Raw genomic sequence first — 15,955 nt, 5'->3', positions numbered from 1 at the left:
GCGGCCGGGGCCCTACGCCACCTCCACGCCGTACTCCCGCAGCAGGTCCTCCAGTCCGCCCCGGTACCCCTTGCCGCCGATCACGAAGTCCCAGTCGCCGTTCGCCCGCCGCCGGAAGGAGCCCAGCACCAGCGCGGTCTCCCCGGCCCGGCCGTCGGAGACCTCCAGCTGCCCGACCTCCGCGCCGCCCGCGTCCAGGAGCCTGATCCGCGCGTCCGTGAAACCGGCCAGGTCGGCGTGCGGATCGGCCTCCGGGTCGATCGCCGCCACGAGGACCAGCCGGTCGGCCTCGCGCGGCAGGCCCTCGAAGGAGACCTCGACGGCGGCCTTGTCGGGCGCCGCGTGGGCCCGGCTCCGTACCGAGCCGTCCGGCGTCCGCGGATTGTTGAAGAAGACGAAGTGGTCCTCGCTCAGCACCCGGTTGCCCGTGCAGACCAGCGCGCACACGTCCAGCGCGACCGCCCCCGACCAGGACATGCCGAGCACGTTGTGGTCCGCGGCCGGGGCGGCCCGCCCGGCGGTCCGCGGCTGCGCAGGACCGCCGCCGAGGCGGCCGCGCAGCCCGTACTGGTGCAGCAGCTCCACGAGCTGGACGCCGGAGACCAGCTCCAGCGGCTTGCCCTCGGCGAAGGCGTGCGAGCCCTGGCCGAAGGACGCGGTGGTGACCAGCACCCCCTTGTTCGCGCCCGTCGCCTGGACCGTGCCGTACAGCTCGCGCACCACGTCGGGGTTGAGCCGGTTGCGGTAGCGCTTGACCTGCACCACGATCCGCCCGCCCCGCAGCGGTGCCGGGTCCCGGGCCTCGATGTCCACGCCGCCGTCGCCCGAGCGCTGGGTTGTCACCGCCTCCATGCCCATGGCCCGGAAGAGGTCCGCGACGAGCCTCTCGAAGTCGATCGGGTCCATCTCGAAGAGATCGGGCTCGTCCGCGTCGCCCGTCGCATGCCCGCCGTGGCTGACGACTTCCCCGCCGACCTCGTCGGGCCTGCGCCCGGGGCGTACCGCGCTCAGCTGGTCCGGTCGCGCGGACAGCTGACCTCGCAGTCCTTCGACGAGGCAGTCCACAGCGCTGACCTGCTCCAGGCGCAGCCCGGTGACGGCGGACCGGGCAGCCGACACCGCGGCGAGCACGATCCGCGCCTCCAGGCCCGTCACCGGATCGTGGGCGTCCACGAAACCGTTGACGACCACCGCGTCCAGTACGCCGAACTCGTCCGCCGCGTACAGCTCGTGCACCACCAGCAGCACGCTCTGCGCCAGCAGGTCCCGGTACAGCGCACGCCGCTGCGTGGCGGGGCGCGCCGTCTCCTTGTCCTGGCCCGTGCTCGGCACGTACCGCACCGATTTGGCCTCCGGCACCACCGCGTAGCCCGGAAGCTCCCAGTCCAGCACCAGCTGACGCGCCCCGGGGTCGTACGCGGCCGCCACCTGCCTCGGCAGTGCCTCGGGCCAGGCCGTCGAGGCGTACAGGGCCGCCGAGAAGTACTCGACCACGGCCTCCGCGTCGCCCGCGCGCAGGGCCGCGCCCAGCTCGGCGAGGCCTTGGTTGTGGGCCCGGATGGCGGCTAGCTGCTCGGCCGCCCACCGGTCGTACTGCTGCCGGTACGCGGCCAGTTGCCGCTGCCGCTGCGCCTCGGCGGCATGGGCGGCCTGCCAGGCCTGGGTGTACCGGGCGTGCGCCTCGCGCTCGGCCAGCGCCCTCCGGTTCGAGCCGAGCGTCCAGCCCGAGCTCTGCTGCTGGAACTGGTACAGCTGCGGCATCGGCACGGGGTGCGCCAGCGTGCCGGGATCGAAGGGTTCGAGCCGCTCGGGCCGCACCAGCCCGGCCGTCCGGAAGGCCGGCGCCCGGCATCCCGCGGCCAGCAGGCCCTGCAGGGCGGCGACTTCCGCCTCGATCCGCTCCGTACGCCGACGGGCCTCGGCCTCGCGGTACTGCCGGTCGGCGGCCTGCTGGTCGCGCCGCCGGCGTTCCGCCTGGCGCTGCTGGATCACCTGCGTCTGCTGCATCCGGCGCTGGGTCTCCGCCCAGTCCCCGATCACTCCGCCCGAGCCACGACTCACAGCTCTGTCTCCCCACCCCGCCACTGCCAAGAGGGAAAACACTAGTCGCCATTCAGGTGGTACGTCCCCGCTTGGGACCTACCACCTGAACGCCGTTCCACGTCCTACAGCACGGTCCCGGCCAGGGCGGCGACGGACGCGGGCAACGCCACGCCCGAACCGTCCCGCCTCGGGTCCACGTCCGGCAGCCCGGCCGGGGTGCCGTTGGCCGCCGCCGCGCGGATCGGGGTGCCCCCGGCCCAGGCCAGGACCAGTACGTCCTCGCCCTTCAGGAACCGCTGGCAGCGCACGCCGCCGGTGGCCCGGCCCTTGCGCGGGTACTGGTCGAAGGGGGTCAGCTTCCCCGACTGCACCGAGTCGTCCAGGGTTCCGTGCGAGCCCGCCACGGTGAACACCAGGGCGTCCCGGGCCGGGTCCACGGCGGAGAAGTGGATCACCTTGGCGCCGGCGGCGAGCTTGATGCCGGCCATACCTCCGGCCGGGCGGCCCTGCGGGCGCACCTGGCCCGCCGGATAGCGCAGCAACTGGGCGTCGTCGGTGATGAAGACCAGATCCTCCTCGCCCGTGCGGAGCTCGACCGCGCCCACGATCCGGTCGCCGTCCTTGAGGGTGATGACCTCCAGCTCGTCCTTGTTGGCCGGGTAGTCCGGCACGACGCGCTTGACCACGCCCTGCTCGGTGCCCAGCGCCAGACCTTGCGAGGACTCGTCCAGCGAGGTCAGGCAGACCACCGTCTCGTCCGCCTCCAGCCCGGAGAGGAACTCCGAGACCGGGGCCCCTCCCGCCAGGTTCGGCGCCGCGTGCGTGTCCGGCAGCTGCGGCAGGTCGATCACCGAGAGCCGCAGCAGCCGCCCGTACGAGGTGACCGCACCGACATCGGCGCGAGCGGTCGCCGCGACCTGCGACACGATCAGGTCGTGCTTGGCCCGGGCGCCGCCCTCCTCCTCGGGCAGCGGGTCGCCGTTGGCCGTACGCGCGAGCAGGCCCGTCGAGGACAGGAGTACGCGGCACGGGTCGTCCGCGACCTCCAGCGGGACGGTCGCGACCGCGGTGCCGGCGGACTCCAGCAGCACGGTGCGCCGCTCGGTGCCGAACTTCTTCGCGACCGCCGCCAGTTCCCCCGAGACCAGCTTGCGCAGCTCGGTGTCGGACTCCAGGATCCCCGTCAGCTCGTCGATCTCGCCGGTCAGGCGGTCGCGCTCGGACTCCAGCTCGATCCGGTCGAACTTGGTGAGCCGGCGCAGCGGGGTGTCCAGGATGTACTGGGTCTGGATCTCGCTCAGCGAGAACCGTTCCATCAGCCGGGACTTGGCCTGCGCGGAGTTCTCGCTGTCCCGGATGAGCCGGATGACCTCGTCGATGTCGATGAGCGCCACCAGCAGGCCCTCGACCAGGTGCAGTCGGTCGCGGCGCTTGGTGCGGCGGAACTCGCTGCGCCGCCGGACGACCTCGAAGCGGTGGTCGAGGTAGACCTCCAGCAGCTCCTTGAGGCCCAGGGTCAGGGGCTGCCCGTCCACCAGCGCCACGTTGTTGATGCCGAAGGACTCCTCCATCGGCGTCAGCTTGTAGAGCTGCTCCAGCACGGCCTCCGGGTGGAAGCCGTTCTTGATCTCGATGACCAGGCGCAGACCGTGCGAGCGGTCGGTGAGGTCCTTGACGTCGGCGATGCCCTGGAGCTTCTTCGAGCCGACCAGGTCCTTGATCTTCGCGATGACCTTCTCGGGCCCGACCGCGAAGGGCAGTTCCGTGACGACCAGGCCCTTGCGGCGCGCGGTCACGTTCTCCACGGCGACCGTCGCGCGGATCTTGAAGGTGCCGCGGCCGTTCTCGTACGCGTCCTTGATGCCGGAGAGGCCGACGATCCGGCCGCCCGTGGGCAGGTCGGGCCCCGGTACGAAGCGCATCAGCGCCTCCAGGTCCGCCTGCGGGTGGCGGATCAGGTGGCGGGCGGCCGCGATGACCTCGCCGAGGTTGTGCGGGGGCATGTTGGTGGCCATGCCGACCGCGATCCCGGACGCGCCGTTGACCAGCAGGTTCGGGTAGGCGGCGGGCAGGGCCACCGGCTCCCGCTCCTGGCCGTCGTAGTTGGCGGTGAAGTCGACGGTGTCCTCGTCGATCGACTCCGTCATCAGCGACGTGGCGTCGGCCATCTTGCACTCGGTGTAGCGCATGGCGGCGGGCGGGTCGTCGTTGCCGAGCGAACCGAAGTTGCCGTGGCCGTCGACGAGAGGCAGCCGCATCGAGAAGGGCTGGGCCATGCGCACGAGGGCGTCGTAGATCGACGCGTCACCGTGCGGGTGGAGCTTGCCCATGACCTCGCCGACGACACGGGCGCACTTCACGTAGCCCCGGTCGGGCCGCAGGCCCATCTCGTTCATCTGGTAGACGATGCGCCGGTGCACGGGCTTCATGCCGTCCCGGGCGTCGGGCAGGGCGCGGGAGTAGATCACCGAGTACGCGTACTCGAGGAAGGAGCCCTGCATTTCGTCGACGACGTCGATGTCGAGGATCTTCTCCTCGAAATCCTCCGGCGGCGGGGTCTTCGTGCTGCGGCGGGCCATCGCTGCGCGGCTCCTTAACCAATGAAGAAGGTGTGCTGGCTGTCTGACGGGATCTGACGGGGTCTGGCTGAATCGTGCGGGTCGTGCGGGTCGTGCGGGTCGTGCGGGTTCAGCGGGTCGTGCGGTTCAGCAGGTCGTGCGGGCGGTGCGAGCGGTGCGCGGACTGACCGGGATCGACGGGTCCGACGGGGTTTGACGCGGACCATTGTGTCCCGAGGCACCGACAACGCCGACTCCGACCCAGGTGTGACCCGGGAACTTATCCGGCTGCCGACGCGCTTGCATACAGTGGCAGGTCTGACAGAAATCTCTGCATCGCGATCGAAGGGACCACATGCCCATGGGTCACACGGCCACAGCTCAGGCCGGCTCCGGCGGCCTGACAGCGACCGAGCACCGGCTGGCCAACGGCTTGCGCGTGGTGCTTTCCGAGGACCACCTCACCCCGGTCGCCGCCGTCTGCCTCTGGTACGACGTCGGCTCGCGCCACGAAGTCAAGGGGCGTACCGGCCTGGCTCACCTCTTCGAGCACCTGATGTTCCAGGGCTCGGCGAGCGTACCGGGCAACGGGCACTTCGAGCTGGTCCAGGGCGCCGGAGGCTCCCTGAACGGCACCACCAGCTTCGAGCGGACGAACTACTTCGAGACGATGCCGACCCACGAGCTGGAGCTCGCGCTCTGGCTGGAGGCGGACCGGATGGGCTCGCTGCTGACCGCGCTGGACGACGAGTCCATGGAGAACCAGCGCGACGTCGTCAAGAACGAGCGCCGCCAGCGCTACGACAACGTCCCGTACGGTACGGCCTTCGAGCGGCTGACCGCCCTGGCGTACCCCGAGGGCCACCCCTACCACCACACCCCGATCGGCTCGATGGCCGACCTGGACGCCGCGTCCCTGGAGGACGCGCGCACCTTCTTCCGTACGTACTACGCGCCCAACAACGCGGTGCTCTCGGTCGTCGGCGACATCGACCCCGAGCAGACGCTGGCCTGGATCGAGAAGTACTTCGGCACCATCCCCGCCCACGACGGCAAGCAGCCCCCGCGCGACGGCTCGCTGCCCGACGTGATCGGGCGGGAGCTGCGCGAGGAGATCGTCGAGGAGGTCCCGGCGCGCGCCCTGATGGCCGCCTACCGGCTCCCGCACGACGGCACCCGCGAGTGCGACGCGGTGGACGTGGCGCTGACCATCCTGGGCAGCGGTGAGTCCTCGCGGCTCCACAACCGCCTGGTGCGCCGCGACCAGACGGCCGTCGCCGCCGGTTTCGGCATGCTGCGCCTGGCCGGGGCGCCCTCGCTGGGCTGGCTGGACGTCAAGACGTCCGGCGGGGTCGAGGTCCCCGCCATCGAAGCGGCCGTGGACGAGGAGCTCGCGCGGTTCGCCGCCGAGGGCCCGACGGCCGAGGAGATGGAGCGCGCCCAGGCCAAGCTGGAGCGCGAGTGGCTCGACCGGCTGAGCACGGTGGCCGGCCGCGCCGACGAATTGTGCCGCTTCGCGGTGCTGTTCGGCGATCCGCAGCTGGCGCTGACCGCCGTCCGCCGGGTCCTCGACGTCACCGCCGAGGAAGTGCAGGCCGTGGCGGCCGCCCGGCTGCGCCCGGACAACCGCGCGGTGCTCGTGTACGAGCCGCGGCCCAGCGGCGGCCCCGACGCCGACGAGAACGACGAGTCCGACGAGAACGAGGGGGCGGAGCAGTGAGCGACACCGCAGCCGTCACGATGACCTTCCACCCCCGCCCGCAGAGCGGCGAGCCGCAGCCGTGGGCCTTCCCGGCCCCCGAGCGCGGTGAACTGGCCAACGGCCTGACCCTGCTGCGCTGCCACCGGCCGGGCCAGCAGGTGGTGGCGGTCGAGATGAACCTCACCGCGCCCCTCGACGCCGAGCCGGCCGGCCTGGACGGCGTGGCGACCATCATGGCGCGCGCGCTGTCCGAGGGCACCGACAAGCACTCGGCCGAGGAGTTCGCGGCCGAGCTGGAGCGCTGCGGCGCCAACCTCGACGCGCACGCCGACCACCCGGGCCTGCGGGTCTCCCTGGAGGTCCCGGCCTCCCGCCTGCACAAGGCGCTCGGCCTGCTCGCCGAGGCGCTGCGCGCGCCCGCCTTCGACGACGCCGAGGTCGACCGCCTGGTGCGCAACCGCCTCGACGAGATCCCGCACGAGCTGGCCAACCCCCAGCGCCGCGCCGCGATGCAGCTCTCCAAGGAGCTCTTCCCGGCGTCCCTGCGGATGTCCCGGCCGCGCCAGGGCACCGAGGAGACCGTCGCCCGTATCGACGCCTCGGCCGTACGCGCCTTCTACGAGGCCCACGTACGCCCCGCCACGGCCACCGCGGTGATCGTCGGCGACCTGACCGGCATCGATCTGGACGCCGTCCTCGCGGACACCCTCGGCGCCTGGACGGGCAACACCGCCGAGCCCGTCCCCGTACCGCCGGTGACCGCCGACGACACCGGCCGCGTGGTCATCGTGGACCGCCCCGGCGCGGTCCAGACGCAGCTGCTCATCGGCCGGATCGGACCCGATCGGCACGACCGGGTCTGGGCGGCCCAGGTGCTCGGCACCTACTGCCTCGGCGGCACCCTGACCTCCCGTCTGGACAAGGTGCTGCGCGAGGAGAAGGGATACACCTACGGCGTGCGCTCCTTCGGCCAGGTTCTGCGCTCCACGGCCGACGGCAAGGGCGCCTCGATGCTCGCCATCAGCGGCTCGGTGGACACCCCGAACACCGGTCCGGCGCTGGCAGACCTCTGGAAGGTGCTGCGCACCCTCGCAGAGGGCGGCCTGACCGACACCGAACGGGACGTGGCGGTGCAGAACTTGGTGGGCGTGGCCCCGCTGAAGTTCGAGACGGCGTCCTCGGTCGCCGGCACCCTCGCCGACCAGGTCGAGCAGGAGCTGCCGGACGACTACCAGGCGCGGTTGTACGCACAGCTCGCCGAGACCGGCACCGTGGAGGCGACGTCGGCGGTCGTGGCCGCCTTCCCGGCGGACCGGCTGGTCACCGTCCTGGTGGGCGACGCGGCGCAGATCGAGGAGCCCGTGCGGGCTCTCGGGATCGGTGAGGTGAGCGTCGTCTCCAACTGACGCTTGAGGAAAGGGGTTCCGGCAGCTTGTCTGCCGGGGCCCCTTTTGTCCGTTTAGTCGCGAGGTTGCTTTTATGGGGTGTGGCGTACGCAACAAAATGGCGTCTCTGTTTGGCGATTGACTGATGATCCGCCTAGCGTCACCCGTGCTGTCCGTCAGTCGTATCCGCCGCATCCGCGGCACCGGGCAGCGATCGCCGAGTCCCCGTCAGGCGCGAGCCTGGGGAGCCGGGGACCCACATCAGTCCCTGGGGTGAATCGGACCGCCTCGCAAGAGGAGGCCCGTAGGAGACCTTCCTGCTCCGAACCCGTCAGCTAACCCGGTAGGCGAGAGGGAAGGAAAGGATCAACCCCTTCATGGCGTTTGGCAGTCGTGCCGCCGGCAAGCACCGCGGTTCCAGCCGTCTGAGCCGCAAGAGCGCCGGGTACGCCGGCATCGCGGCCCTCGCCACCACCGGTGTGGTCGGCTCCCTCGCCGGTCCGGCCTTCGCGGCGGACAGCGGCAACGGAAACTCCTTCCAGGACAACGCGCTGGGCGCCGTCGTCGTCGCCGAGGACCTCGCCGGCGACATCGAGGACCAGGCCGAGTCCCAGCAGCGTGCCGCCGAGCACGCCGCCGCCAAGGCCCGGGCCGAGGCCGACGCCAAGCAGCGTGCCGCCGAGGCCAAGCGCCTCGCCGAGGCCAAGGCGAAGGCCGAGCGCGAGGCCGCCGAGCGTGCGGCCCGCGAGGAGGAGCGCAAGCGCCTCAACACCTTCGTCGCCCCGGTCGACGGCTCGTACGTGAGCACCCAGTACCACGCCGGCGGGGCCATGTGGTCCTCCGGCAGCCACACCGGCATCGACTTCCATGCCGCCTCGGGCTCCAAGGTCCGCGCGGTGGGCGTCGGCACCGTCGTCGAAGCCGGTTGGGGCGGGGCCTACGGCAACAACGTCGTCATCAAGCACAACGACGGCACCTACACCCAGTACGCGCACCTGAACTCGCTGAACGTCTCCGTCGGTCAGCAGGTCACCCCCGGGCAGCAGATCGGCCTGTCGGGCTCCACCGGCAACTCCAGCGGCCCGCACCTGCACTTCGAGGCCCGCAGCGGCGCCGACTACGGCTCGGACATCGACCCGGTCGCGTACCTGCGCTCGCACGGCGTCAGCCTCTGACCCGTACGGCATCGCTTCACCGAGGACCCCGGCTCGTCGAGCCGGGGTCCTTCGCGTCGTACCGGCGGGCAAATGTTTCGTATTTCCGGCCGCTCTCGGAAATTATCGTGTGTTGCAATAGAGTCGCAGCACCCACGAGTATGTCCATGGCGGTGGCAGTCGGAAATAGGGGGAGGTCCGGTTTTGCGTATTCCTGCGCACGCGGTATGCACAGCCATCCGCGACGACATCGTCTCCGGGGTCTTCGAACCGGGCGGCAGGCTGACCGAGGAGGTCCTGGCGCGCCGGTACGGAGTCTCGCGGGTCCCGGTCCGCGAGGCCCTGCGGACCCTGGAGTCCGAGGGGTTCGTGACCACCCGCCGGCACGCCGGCGCCTGCGTGGCCGAGCCGACCGAGCAGGAGGCCGCCGACCTCCTGGAACTGCGGATGCTGCTGGAGCCCCTGGCGGCGGCCCGCGCCGCCCGCCGGCGCACCGAGGCGCACCTGAAGGTGCTGCGGGGGCTGGTCAGGCTGGGGCAGGAGCGGGCCGGGCGGGGCCAGGGGGAGGATCTGCGCTCCCTGGGGGGCTGGTTCCACGAGACGCTCGCCCAGGCCTCGGGCAGCCCCGGCCTGATCGCGCTGCTCACCCAGATGCGGCGCAAGGTCGCCTGGATGTACGCGGTGGAGGCCCCGGTCCGGCCGGTGGACTCCTGGGCGGAGCACGGCGCGATCGTGGACGCGGTGGCGCGCGGGGACGCCGAGCGGGCGCGCGCGCTGGCGGCGATGCACGCCGACCGGGCCGTGGCGGCCCACCGGCCGAGGCCGCGCGCCGCGGTGAGTACTTCGCAACCTGCCGTAAACACGCCGAGCGGCCGGCATTAACAGTGGCCGTATACAAAGGACGGATATACGCGCGCCGTGGCCGTAATGACGGACCGGCGTGAATTCAGGGCTGCATTGAATTCGCCGGCGATGTGCGGCCGCCGGATTCCGGCGCGCAGGATCGGCCGGAATTCCGTAGCAGGAGCAGTGAGTGCCTAGGACCCGCGCGGAGCGGACGGCGCCGGAAACGGCGAAGCCGCACCCCCCGGAGTCCCGGTGGATGCGGCTTCGCGGAACCCGAAGGGTCAGACGGTCTCGGGGAGCTCGTCCAGGCCCTCGGCGACCAGCTTCGCGAGGCGGTCCAGCGCGGCGTCCGCGCCCTCGGCCTCGGACGCGAGGACGATCTCCTCGCCACCCTGGGCGCCCAGGCCCAGAACCGCCAGCATGGAAGCGGCGTTGACGGGGTCGCCACCCGCCTTCGCGATGGTCACCGGGACGCCGGAGGCCGTCGTCGCCCGGACGAAGATCGAGGCGGGACGAGCGTGCAGGCCCTCGGCCCAGCCGACGTTGACGCGGCGCTCTGCCATGGTGATGCCCTTCAGGTTCTTACGGTTGTCTAGACCAGTCTCTCACGACGTCCGGAATGCTCCGACCGGCCTCCGGCCCGGATCTCCCGCCGTTCGGCCTCCCCAGCTTGCACTGGTTCGCGCCTGCCCGCCTCGTGCGCCGCGCGGGCACTGCCCGGCCGGTCGCGGCCGTAAGGTGGGCCCATGACCACCGAGTCGGACCCCGCGTACCCGGCCCACTGGGAAGCCGACGTCGTCCTGCGCGACGGCGGCACCGCCCGGATCAGGCCCATCACCACCGAGGACGCCGGGCGGCTGGTCAGCTTCTACGAACAGGTCTCCGACGAGTCGAAGTACTACCGCTTCTTCGCTCCCTACCCCCGGCTGTCCGACCGCGACGTGCACCGCTTCACGCACCACGACTACGTCGACCGCGTCGGCCTCGCCGCGACCATCGGCGGGGAGTTCATCGGCACCGTCCGCTACGACCGGATCGGCGCCGACGGCCGGCCCGCCACCGGGCCCTCCGACGAGGCCGAGGTCGCCTTCCTCGTCCAGGACGCCCACCAGGGCCGGGGCGTCGCCTCCGCGCTCCTCGAACACATCGGCGCCGTCGCCCGCGAGCGCGGTATCCGCCGGTTCGCGGCCGAGGTGCTGCCCGCCAACACCAAAATGATCAAGGTGTTCACGGACGCCGGGTACGAGCAGAAGCGCAGCTTCGAGGACGGCTCCGTCCACCTCACCCTCGACCTCGAACCCACCGCCGAGTCCCTGGCCGTGCAGCGGGCCCGCGAACAGCGCGCCGAGGCCCGCTCGGTCCAGCGGCTGCTGGCCCCCGGCTCGGTGGCGGTGGTCGGCGTGAGCCGCTCCGGCGCGGGCGTGGGCGCGGCAGCCCTGCGCAACCTGCGGGACAGCGGCTTCCACGGCCACCTCTACGCCGTGAACGAGGCCGTGACGCGCGACCTGCTCGACGGCGTACGGGCCTACCCCAGCCTCGACGCCGTCGGCGCCCCCGTCGACCTCGCGGTGATCGCGGTCCCCGCGGACCGGGTGCCCGAGGCGGTGGCGGCCTGCGGCGAGCACGGGGTGCAGGGCCTCGTGGTGCTGTCCGCCGGATACGGCGAGAGCGGCCAGGCCGGACTCGCCCGCCAGCGCGAACTGGTGCGGCAGGTGCGCTCGTACGGGATGCGGCTGATCGGACCGAACGCCTACGGGGTGATCAACACCGGTCCGGAGGTGGAACTCAACGCCTCGCTGACGCCCGCGCCGATGCCCCTGCGCGGCCGGATCGGGCTGTTCACGCAGTCCGGGGCGATCGGCATCGCGCTCCTGTCGGCCCTGCTGCGGCGCGGCGAGGGACTGTCGTCCTTCGTCTCCGCGGGCAACCGCGCCGACGTCTCCGGCAACGACATCCTCCAATACTGGTACGACGACGAGGCGACCGACGTCGCCCTGCTCTACCTGGAAACCCTGGGCAACCCCCGGAAGTTCACCCGCCTCGCCCGGCGCACCGCGGCGGTCAAGCCCGTGGTCGTCGCCAAGGGCGGCCGCCACACCCCCGCCGGTCACGTCGTTCCCGGTACCCGGCTGCCCGAGGCCACCGTCTCGGCCCTGCTCCGGCAGGCGGGCGTGATCAGGGTCGACACCGTCACCGAGCTCGTGGACGTGGGCCTGCTGCTCGCCGCGCAGCCGCTGCCCGCAGGCCCCCGGATCGCGATCCTCGGCAACTCCGAGTCCCTTGGGGTCCTGACCTACGACGCCTGCCTGAACCAGGGCCTGCGGCCGCTGCCGCCGCTGGACCTGACGACGGCCGCCTCGCCGGCGGACTTCCGCACGGCCCTGGCCGCCGCCCTGGCCGCGGACGGCAACGACGCCGTGATCGTCACCGCCATCCCGTGGGTGGGCGAGCACGCGCCCGAGGACGCCCTGGCCGACGCCCTGCGGGGCGCCGTGGCCGAGCGTCCCGGCAAGCCGGTCGCGGTGGTCCACGTCGAGCTCGGCGAACTGGTCGAGGCGCTGTCCGCCGCACGCGGCACGGCCCCCGACGCCGCCGAGCCGGACCCCGGCCCGAACACGCCGCCGGCCGGCCCCGCCGGGAGCCCGGTCCGGACCGCGACGGCGGCCGCGACGGGCACCTCGCCGGTTCCGCTGCCGTTCGAGCCGCCGCGGCCGGACCCGGCCCGCGCCGGCGGGCGGCCGCCCGCCGGCGACCGGATCCCCAGCTACCCCGCCGCCGAGCGGGCGGTACGGGCCGTCGCCGAGGCGGTCCGTTACGGCCAGTGGCGCCGCTCCAACACGGAGGTCCGCCAGGTCCCCGAGTTCGACGACATCGACGAGGCGGGCACCGCCGCCCAGCTGGACCGGCTGATGGCCGACGTCGACGGCGGAGCCGTGCTGACCCTGGCCGATCGGGACGCCCGCGAGCTGCTCGCCCGGTACGGGATCCGCGTCCTGTCCACCCTGCCCGCGCCCAGCCCCGACGCGGCGGTCCGCGCGGCCTCGGTCCTGGGCTACCCGGTGGCCCTCAAGACCACCGCCGCGCACCTGCGCCACCGCGCGGACCTGGGCGGCGTACGCCTCGACCTCACCAACGAGGCCGAGCTCAGGCGCTCGTACGAGGAGCTCACCGAGGCACTGGGCAAGCCGGCCGAGCTCCAGCCGGTGGTGCAGGCCATGGTGCCGCGCGGCGTCGACACGGTCATCCGCTCCGTGATCGACCCGGCCGCGGGCGCCGTCCTGTCCTTCGGGCTCGCCGGCGTCGCGTCCGAGCTGCTCGGGGACACCGCCCACCGGCTCGTGCCGGCCACCGACCGGGACGCCGCCGGGCTGATCCGCTCGATCCGGGCGGCGCCCCTGCTCTTCGGCTGGCGCGGCAGCGAACCCGTCGACACCCCGGCCCTGGAGGAGCTGCTCCTGCGCCTCTCCCGGCTCGTGGACGACCACCCCGAGGTGGTCGGGGTGTCGCTGGAGCCCGTCGTGGTCGCCACCGAGGGCCTCTCGGTGCTGAGCGCCACCGTCCGGGTCGCCCGACCGCCCGCCCGCGGCGATCTCGGCCCGCGGACGCTGCCCAGTTACTGACCGGGTCCGGCGAGGCCGGGGCGCCCCGTACGGGCCTTAGGATGGACCTCATGGCGAAATCCGGTACGACGACCCAGGGGCTGCGCACGGCGATCGAGCGCAGCGGCTACTACCCGGCCCTCGTGGCCGAGGCCGTGGAGGCCGCGGTGGGCGGCGAGCCGATCTCGTCGTACCTGGTCCACCAGGAGACGACCTTCGACTCCAACGAGGTGCGCCGGCACGTCACGGTGCTGGTCCTGACCGGCAACCGGTTCATCGTCAGCCACACCGACGAGCAGGCCGCCGACGCCGGGTCTCCCTCCCCGTACGCGACCACCTCCACGGAGTCGGTCAAGCTCTCCAGCATCTCCTCGGTGGTGCTCAGCCGCGTCGTCGCCAACCCGGAGTCCTACACCCCGGGCACCCTGCCCCGCGAGGTCGTCCTGACCATCGGCTGGGGCGCGGTCTCCCGGATCGACCTGGAGCCGGCCGCCTGCGGCGACCCGAACTGCGACTCCGACCACGGCTACACCGGCAACTCCACCGCCGACGACCTCAGCCTGCGCGTCAGCGAGGCGGGCGACGGCCCGGAGGCGGTGCGGCAGACCCTCGTCTTCGCGCAGGCGCTGTCCGAGGCCACCGCGGCCACCTCCACCCCCGCCCGCTGATGGCGTACTCCGCGGCTCAGGACTGGCCGGAGCCGCTGGATCTCGCCGGGGCCCCCGTTCCGGAGTACGGCACCGGCTCGCTCGCCGACCTCCTGCCCACCCTCGTGGCCGGCCAGGGCGTCCCCGGCTTCACCGCCTCCCTCGCCGAGCTGACCCCGGCCGACCGGAACTGCGTCTTCCTCGTCGACGGCATGGGCTGGGAGCAGATCAAGGCCCACCCGGAGGAGGCCCCGTACCTGGCCTCCCTGCTCGGCACCTCGCGCGGCGGCACCGGCCGCCCGATCACCGCGGGCTTCCCGGCGACCACCGCCACCTCGCTGGCCTCCGTCGGCACCGGCCTGCCGCCCGCACGGCACGGCCTGCCCGGCTACGCCGTGCGCAATCCGGCCACCGGCGAGCTGATGAACCAGCTCCGCTGGCACCCGTGGACCCAGCCCAAGCCCTGGCAGCCGTACCCGACCGTCTTCCAGCTCGCCGACAAGGCGGGAGTGGCGACGGCCCAGGTGTCCTCGCCCGCCTTCCAGACCACCCCGCTCACCAAGGTCGCGCTGAGCGGCGGCACCTTCCTCGGCCGCATGACCGGCGAGGAGCGGATGGATCTCGCGGCCGACCGCCTCGCGGCCGGCGACCGCTCGCTCGTGTACACGTACTACAGCGAGCTCGACGGGGCCGGCCACCGGCACGGCGTGGACTCCGACGCCTGGCGCGGCCAGCTGATGTACGTGGACCGGCTGGTCCAGCGGCTCGCCGAGCAGCTCCCGCCGCGCACCGCGCTGTACGTGACCGCGGACCACGGCATGGTCGACGTGCCCTTCGACGAGGACTCCCGCGTCGACTACGACGAGGACTGGGAACTGGGCGCGGGCGTGGCCCTGCTCGGCGGCGAGGGCCGGGCCCGGCACGTGTACGCCGTACCGGGCGCCGAGGCCGACGTGCTGACCGTGTGGCGCGAGGTGCTCGGCGACCGGTTCTGGATCGCGAGCCGCGAAGAGGCCCTGGAACTGGGCTGGTTCGGCCCGCCGGGCGAGTGCGACGAGCGGGTGCTGGGCCGGATCGGCGACGTGGTCGCGGCAGCCCAGGCCGATGTCGCGATCACCGCCTCGCGCAACGAGCCCAACGAGTCCGCGCTGGTCGGGATGCACGGCTCCATGACGCCGGCCGAGCAGCTGGTCCCGCTGCTCGAAATCCGCTCCTGACCGGCTACCGGCTACCGGCTCCTCCACCCCTCCCATGACCCGAAAGGCCCCGTACTTCCCATGCCCGAGCTGGTGTTCTTCTCCGGAACGATGGACTGCGGAAAGAGCACCCTGGCGCTCCAGATCGCGCACAACCGCGACGCGCGGGGACTCCAGGGCGTGATCTTCACCCGCGACGACCGGGCGGGTGCGGGCAAGCTCTCGTCCCGCCTCGGTTTGGTGACGGAGGCGATCGAGGCACCGGAGGGCATGGACCTGTACGCGTACCTGGTCGCCCAACTCTCCCGGGGAGGCAAGGCCGACTACGTGATCGTGGACGAGGCCCAGTTCCTCGCGCCGGAGCAGATCGACCAGCTGGCCCGGATCGTGGACGACCTCGACATGGACGTCTTCGCCTTCGGCATCACCACTGACTTCCGCACGAAGCTGTTCCCCGGTTCGCAGCGCCTGATCGAGCTGGCGGACCGGCTGGAGCAGCTCCAGGTCGAGGCCCTGTGCTGGTGCGGGGCCCGGGCCACGCACAACGCCCGTACGGTGGGCGGGGAGATGGTGGTCGAAGGCGCCCAGGTCGTGGTCGGCGACGTGAACCGCCCGGCGGGGGAGATCGGCTACGAGGTCCTGTGCCGCCGTCACCACCGCAAGCGGATGACCTCGGCCGCGGCCCACGCCGGCGCCCTTTCCCCGGACGTCCTGCCCGTCAACCACGCCTGACCGTCGGCCTCCGCGAGGCGGCGAACCTGACGACCGCGGCCGTCACCGCCGCGCTGCGCACCACCGCCCGGCGGATCCGCACCGGGCGTCCGG

11 protein-coding genes and 1 riboswitch are annotated in these 15,955 nt (G+C 72.6%); of the genes, 8 read left to right on the top strand and 3 right to left on the bottom strand.

Going from position 1 to position 15,955, the window contains the following annotated elements; all coding sequences use genetic code 11:
* Positions 1 to 12: 12 nt before the first annotated feature.
* Both ACWFQ8_RS08235 and ACWFQ8_RS08230 read right to left on the bottom strand, forming a co-directional pair.
* On the bottom strand, positions 13 to 2,061 hold the full coding sequence (locus ACWFQ8_RS08235) for a restriction endonuclease (protein WP_453785381.1): 2,049 nt from the start codon (positions 2,059 to 2,061) through the stop codon (positions 13 to 15).
* A gap of 104 nt (positions 2,062 to 2,165) precedes the next feature.
* On the bottom strand, positions 2,166 to 4,622 hold the full coding sequence (locus tag ACWFQ8_RS08230; protein ID WP_453785380.1) for a DNA gyrase/topoisomerase IV subunit A: 2,457 nt from the start codon (positions 4,620 to 4,622) through the stop codon (positions 2,166 to 2,168).
* A 340-nt stretch (positions 4,623 to 4,962) separates the two neighbouring features.
* Here ACWFQ8_RS08230 and ACWFQ8_RS08225 point away from each other — a divergent pair, with 340 nt between their 5' ends.
* The 4 genes from ACWFQ8_RS08225 (at position 4,963) to ACWFQ8_RS08210 (ending at position 9,724) form a co-directional block, all read left to right on the top strand.
* Positions 4,963 to 6,321 carry a M16 family metallopeptidase gene (locus tag ACWFQ8_RS08225; protein ID WP_453785379.1) on the top strand — a complete coding sequence of 453 codons (1,359 nt, stop codon included), beginning with the start codon at positions 4,963 to 4,965 and terminating at the stop codon, positions 6,319 to 6,321.
* 20 nt (positions 6,322 to 6,341) lie between these two features.
* A complete protein-coding gene (locus ACWFQ8_RS08220) occupies positions 6,342 to 7,709 on the top strand; it encodes a M16 family metallopeptidase (RefSeq protein WP_453785415.1) in 1,368 nt (455 codons plus the stop codon).
* Between the two features lie 184 nt (positions 7,710 to 7,893).
* A riboswitch (cyclic di-AMP (ydaO/yuaA leader) is annotated at positions 7,894 to 8,053 on the top strand.
* Between the two features lie 12 nt (positions 8,054 to 8,065).
* A complete protein-coding gene (locus tag ACWFQ8_RS08215; RefSeq protein WP_453785378.1) occupies positions 8,066 to 8,863 on the top strand; it encodes a M23 family metallopeptidase in 798 nt (265 codons plus the stop codon).
* A 183-nt stretch (positions 8,864 to 9,046) separates the two neighbouring features.
* Positions 9,047 to 9,724, top strand: coding sequence for a GntR family transcriptional regulator (locus ACWFQ8_RS08210; protein WP_453785377.1), 678 nt, complete (start codon positions 9,047 to 9,049; stop codon positions 9,722 to 9,724).
* Between the two features lie 245 nt (positions 9,725 to 9,969).
* Here the strand turns inward: ACWFQ8_RS08210 and ACWFQ8_RS08205 are convergent, their stop codons facing one another.
* Positions 9,970 to 10,251 (bottom strand): HPr family phosphocarrier protein, encoded by a 282-nt coding sequence (locus ACWFQ8_RS08205; RefSeq protein WP_361773359.1) that lies wholly within the window; start codon positions 10,249 to 10,251, stop codon positions 9,970 to 9,972.
* A 183-nt stretch (positions 10,252 to 10,434) separates the two neighbouring features.
* Between ACWFQ8_RS08205 and ACWFQ8_RS08200 the strand changes: the two genes are divergently transcribed.
* The 4 genes from ACWFQ8_RS08200 to ACWFQ8_RS08185 are packed head-to-tail and all read left to right on the top strand — an operon-like array spanning position 10,435 to position 15,862.
* Complete coding sequence (locus ACWFQ8_RS08200) at positions 10,435 to 13,308, top strand: bifunctional acetate--CoA ligase family protein/GNAT family N-acetyltransferase (RefSeq protein WP_453785376.1); 2,874 nt, start codon at positions 10,435 to 10,437, stop codon at positions 13,306 to 13,308.
* Positions 13,309 to 13,358: 50 nt separating this feature from the next.
* Entirely contained in the window at positions 13,359 to 13,955 is a 597-nt protein-coding gene (locus tag ACWFQ8_RS08195) for a DUF5998 family protein (protein ID WP_073909804.1), read from the top strand.
* Positions 13,955 to 15,151, top strand: a complete 1,197-nt coding sequence (locus ACWFQ8_RS08190) for an alkaline phosphatase family protein (protein ID WP_453785375.1) — start codon at positions 13,955 to 13,957, stop codon at positions 15,149 to 15,151. Before ACWFQ8_RS08195 ends, ACWFQ8_RS08190 begins: the two co-directional genes overlap by 1 nt.
* Positions 15,152 to 15,211: 60 nt before the next feature.
* Positions 15,212 to 15,862: a thymidine kinase gene (locus ACWFQ8_RS08185; RefSeq protein ID WP_453785374.1), complete on the top strand. Its 651-nt coding sequence runs from the start codon at positions 15,212 to 15,214 to the stop codon at positions 15,860 to 15,862.
* Positions 15,863 to 15,955: the final 93 nt, after the last annotated feature.

The sequence above is a fragment of the Streptomyces sp. NPDC055254 genome (assembly GCF_053606025.1).
The sequence above is the reverse complement of the archived record's forward strand: the minus strand, read 5'-3'. Positions and strand labels throughout refer to the sequence as shown.

Coding starts and splice junctions, on each gene's coding strand:
- ACWFQ8_RS08230 (WP_453785380.1), bottom strand. CDS start 4,622: ATGGCCCGCCGCAGCACGAAGACCCCGCCGCCGGAGGATTTCGAGGAG.
- ACWFQ8_RS08225 (WP_453785379.1), top strand. CDS start 4,963: ATGGGTCACACGGCCACAGCTCAGGCCGGCTCCGGCGGCCTGACAGCG.
- ACWFQ8_RS08220 (WP_453785415.1), top strand. CDS start 6,342: ATGACCTTCCACCCCCGCCCGCAGAGCGGCGAGCCGCAGCCGTGGGCC.
- ACWFQ8_RS08215 (WP_453785378.1), top strand. CDS start 8,066: ATGGCGTTTGGCAGTCGTGCCGCCGGCAAGCACCGCGGTTCCAGCCGT.
- ACWFQ8_RS08205 (WP_361773359.1), bottom strand. CDS start 10,251: ATGGCAGAGCGCCGCGTCAACGTCGGCTGGGCCGAGGGCCTGCACGCT.
- ACWFQ8_RS08200 (WP_453785376.1), top strand. CDS start 10,435: ATGACCACCGAGTCGGACCCCGCGTACCCGGCCCACTGGGAAGCCGAC.
- ACWFQ8_RS08195 (WP_073909804.1), top strand. CDS start 13,359: ATGGCGAAATCCGGTACGACGACCCAGGGGCTGCGCACGGCGATCGAG.
- ACWFQ8_RS08190 (WP_453785375.1), top strand. CDS start 13,955: ATGGCGTACTCCGCGGCTCAGGACTGGCCGGAGCCGCTGGATCTCGCC.
- ACWFQ8_RS08185 (WP_453785374.1), top strand. CDS start 15,212: ATGCCCGAGCTGGTGTTCTTCTCCGGAACGATGGACTGCGGAAAGAGC.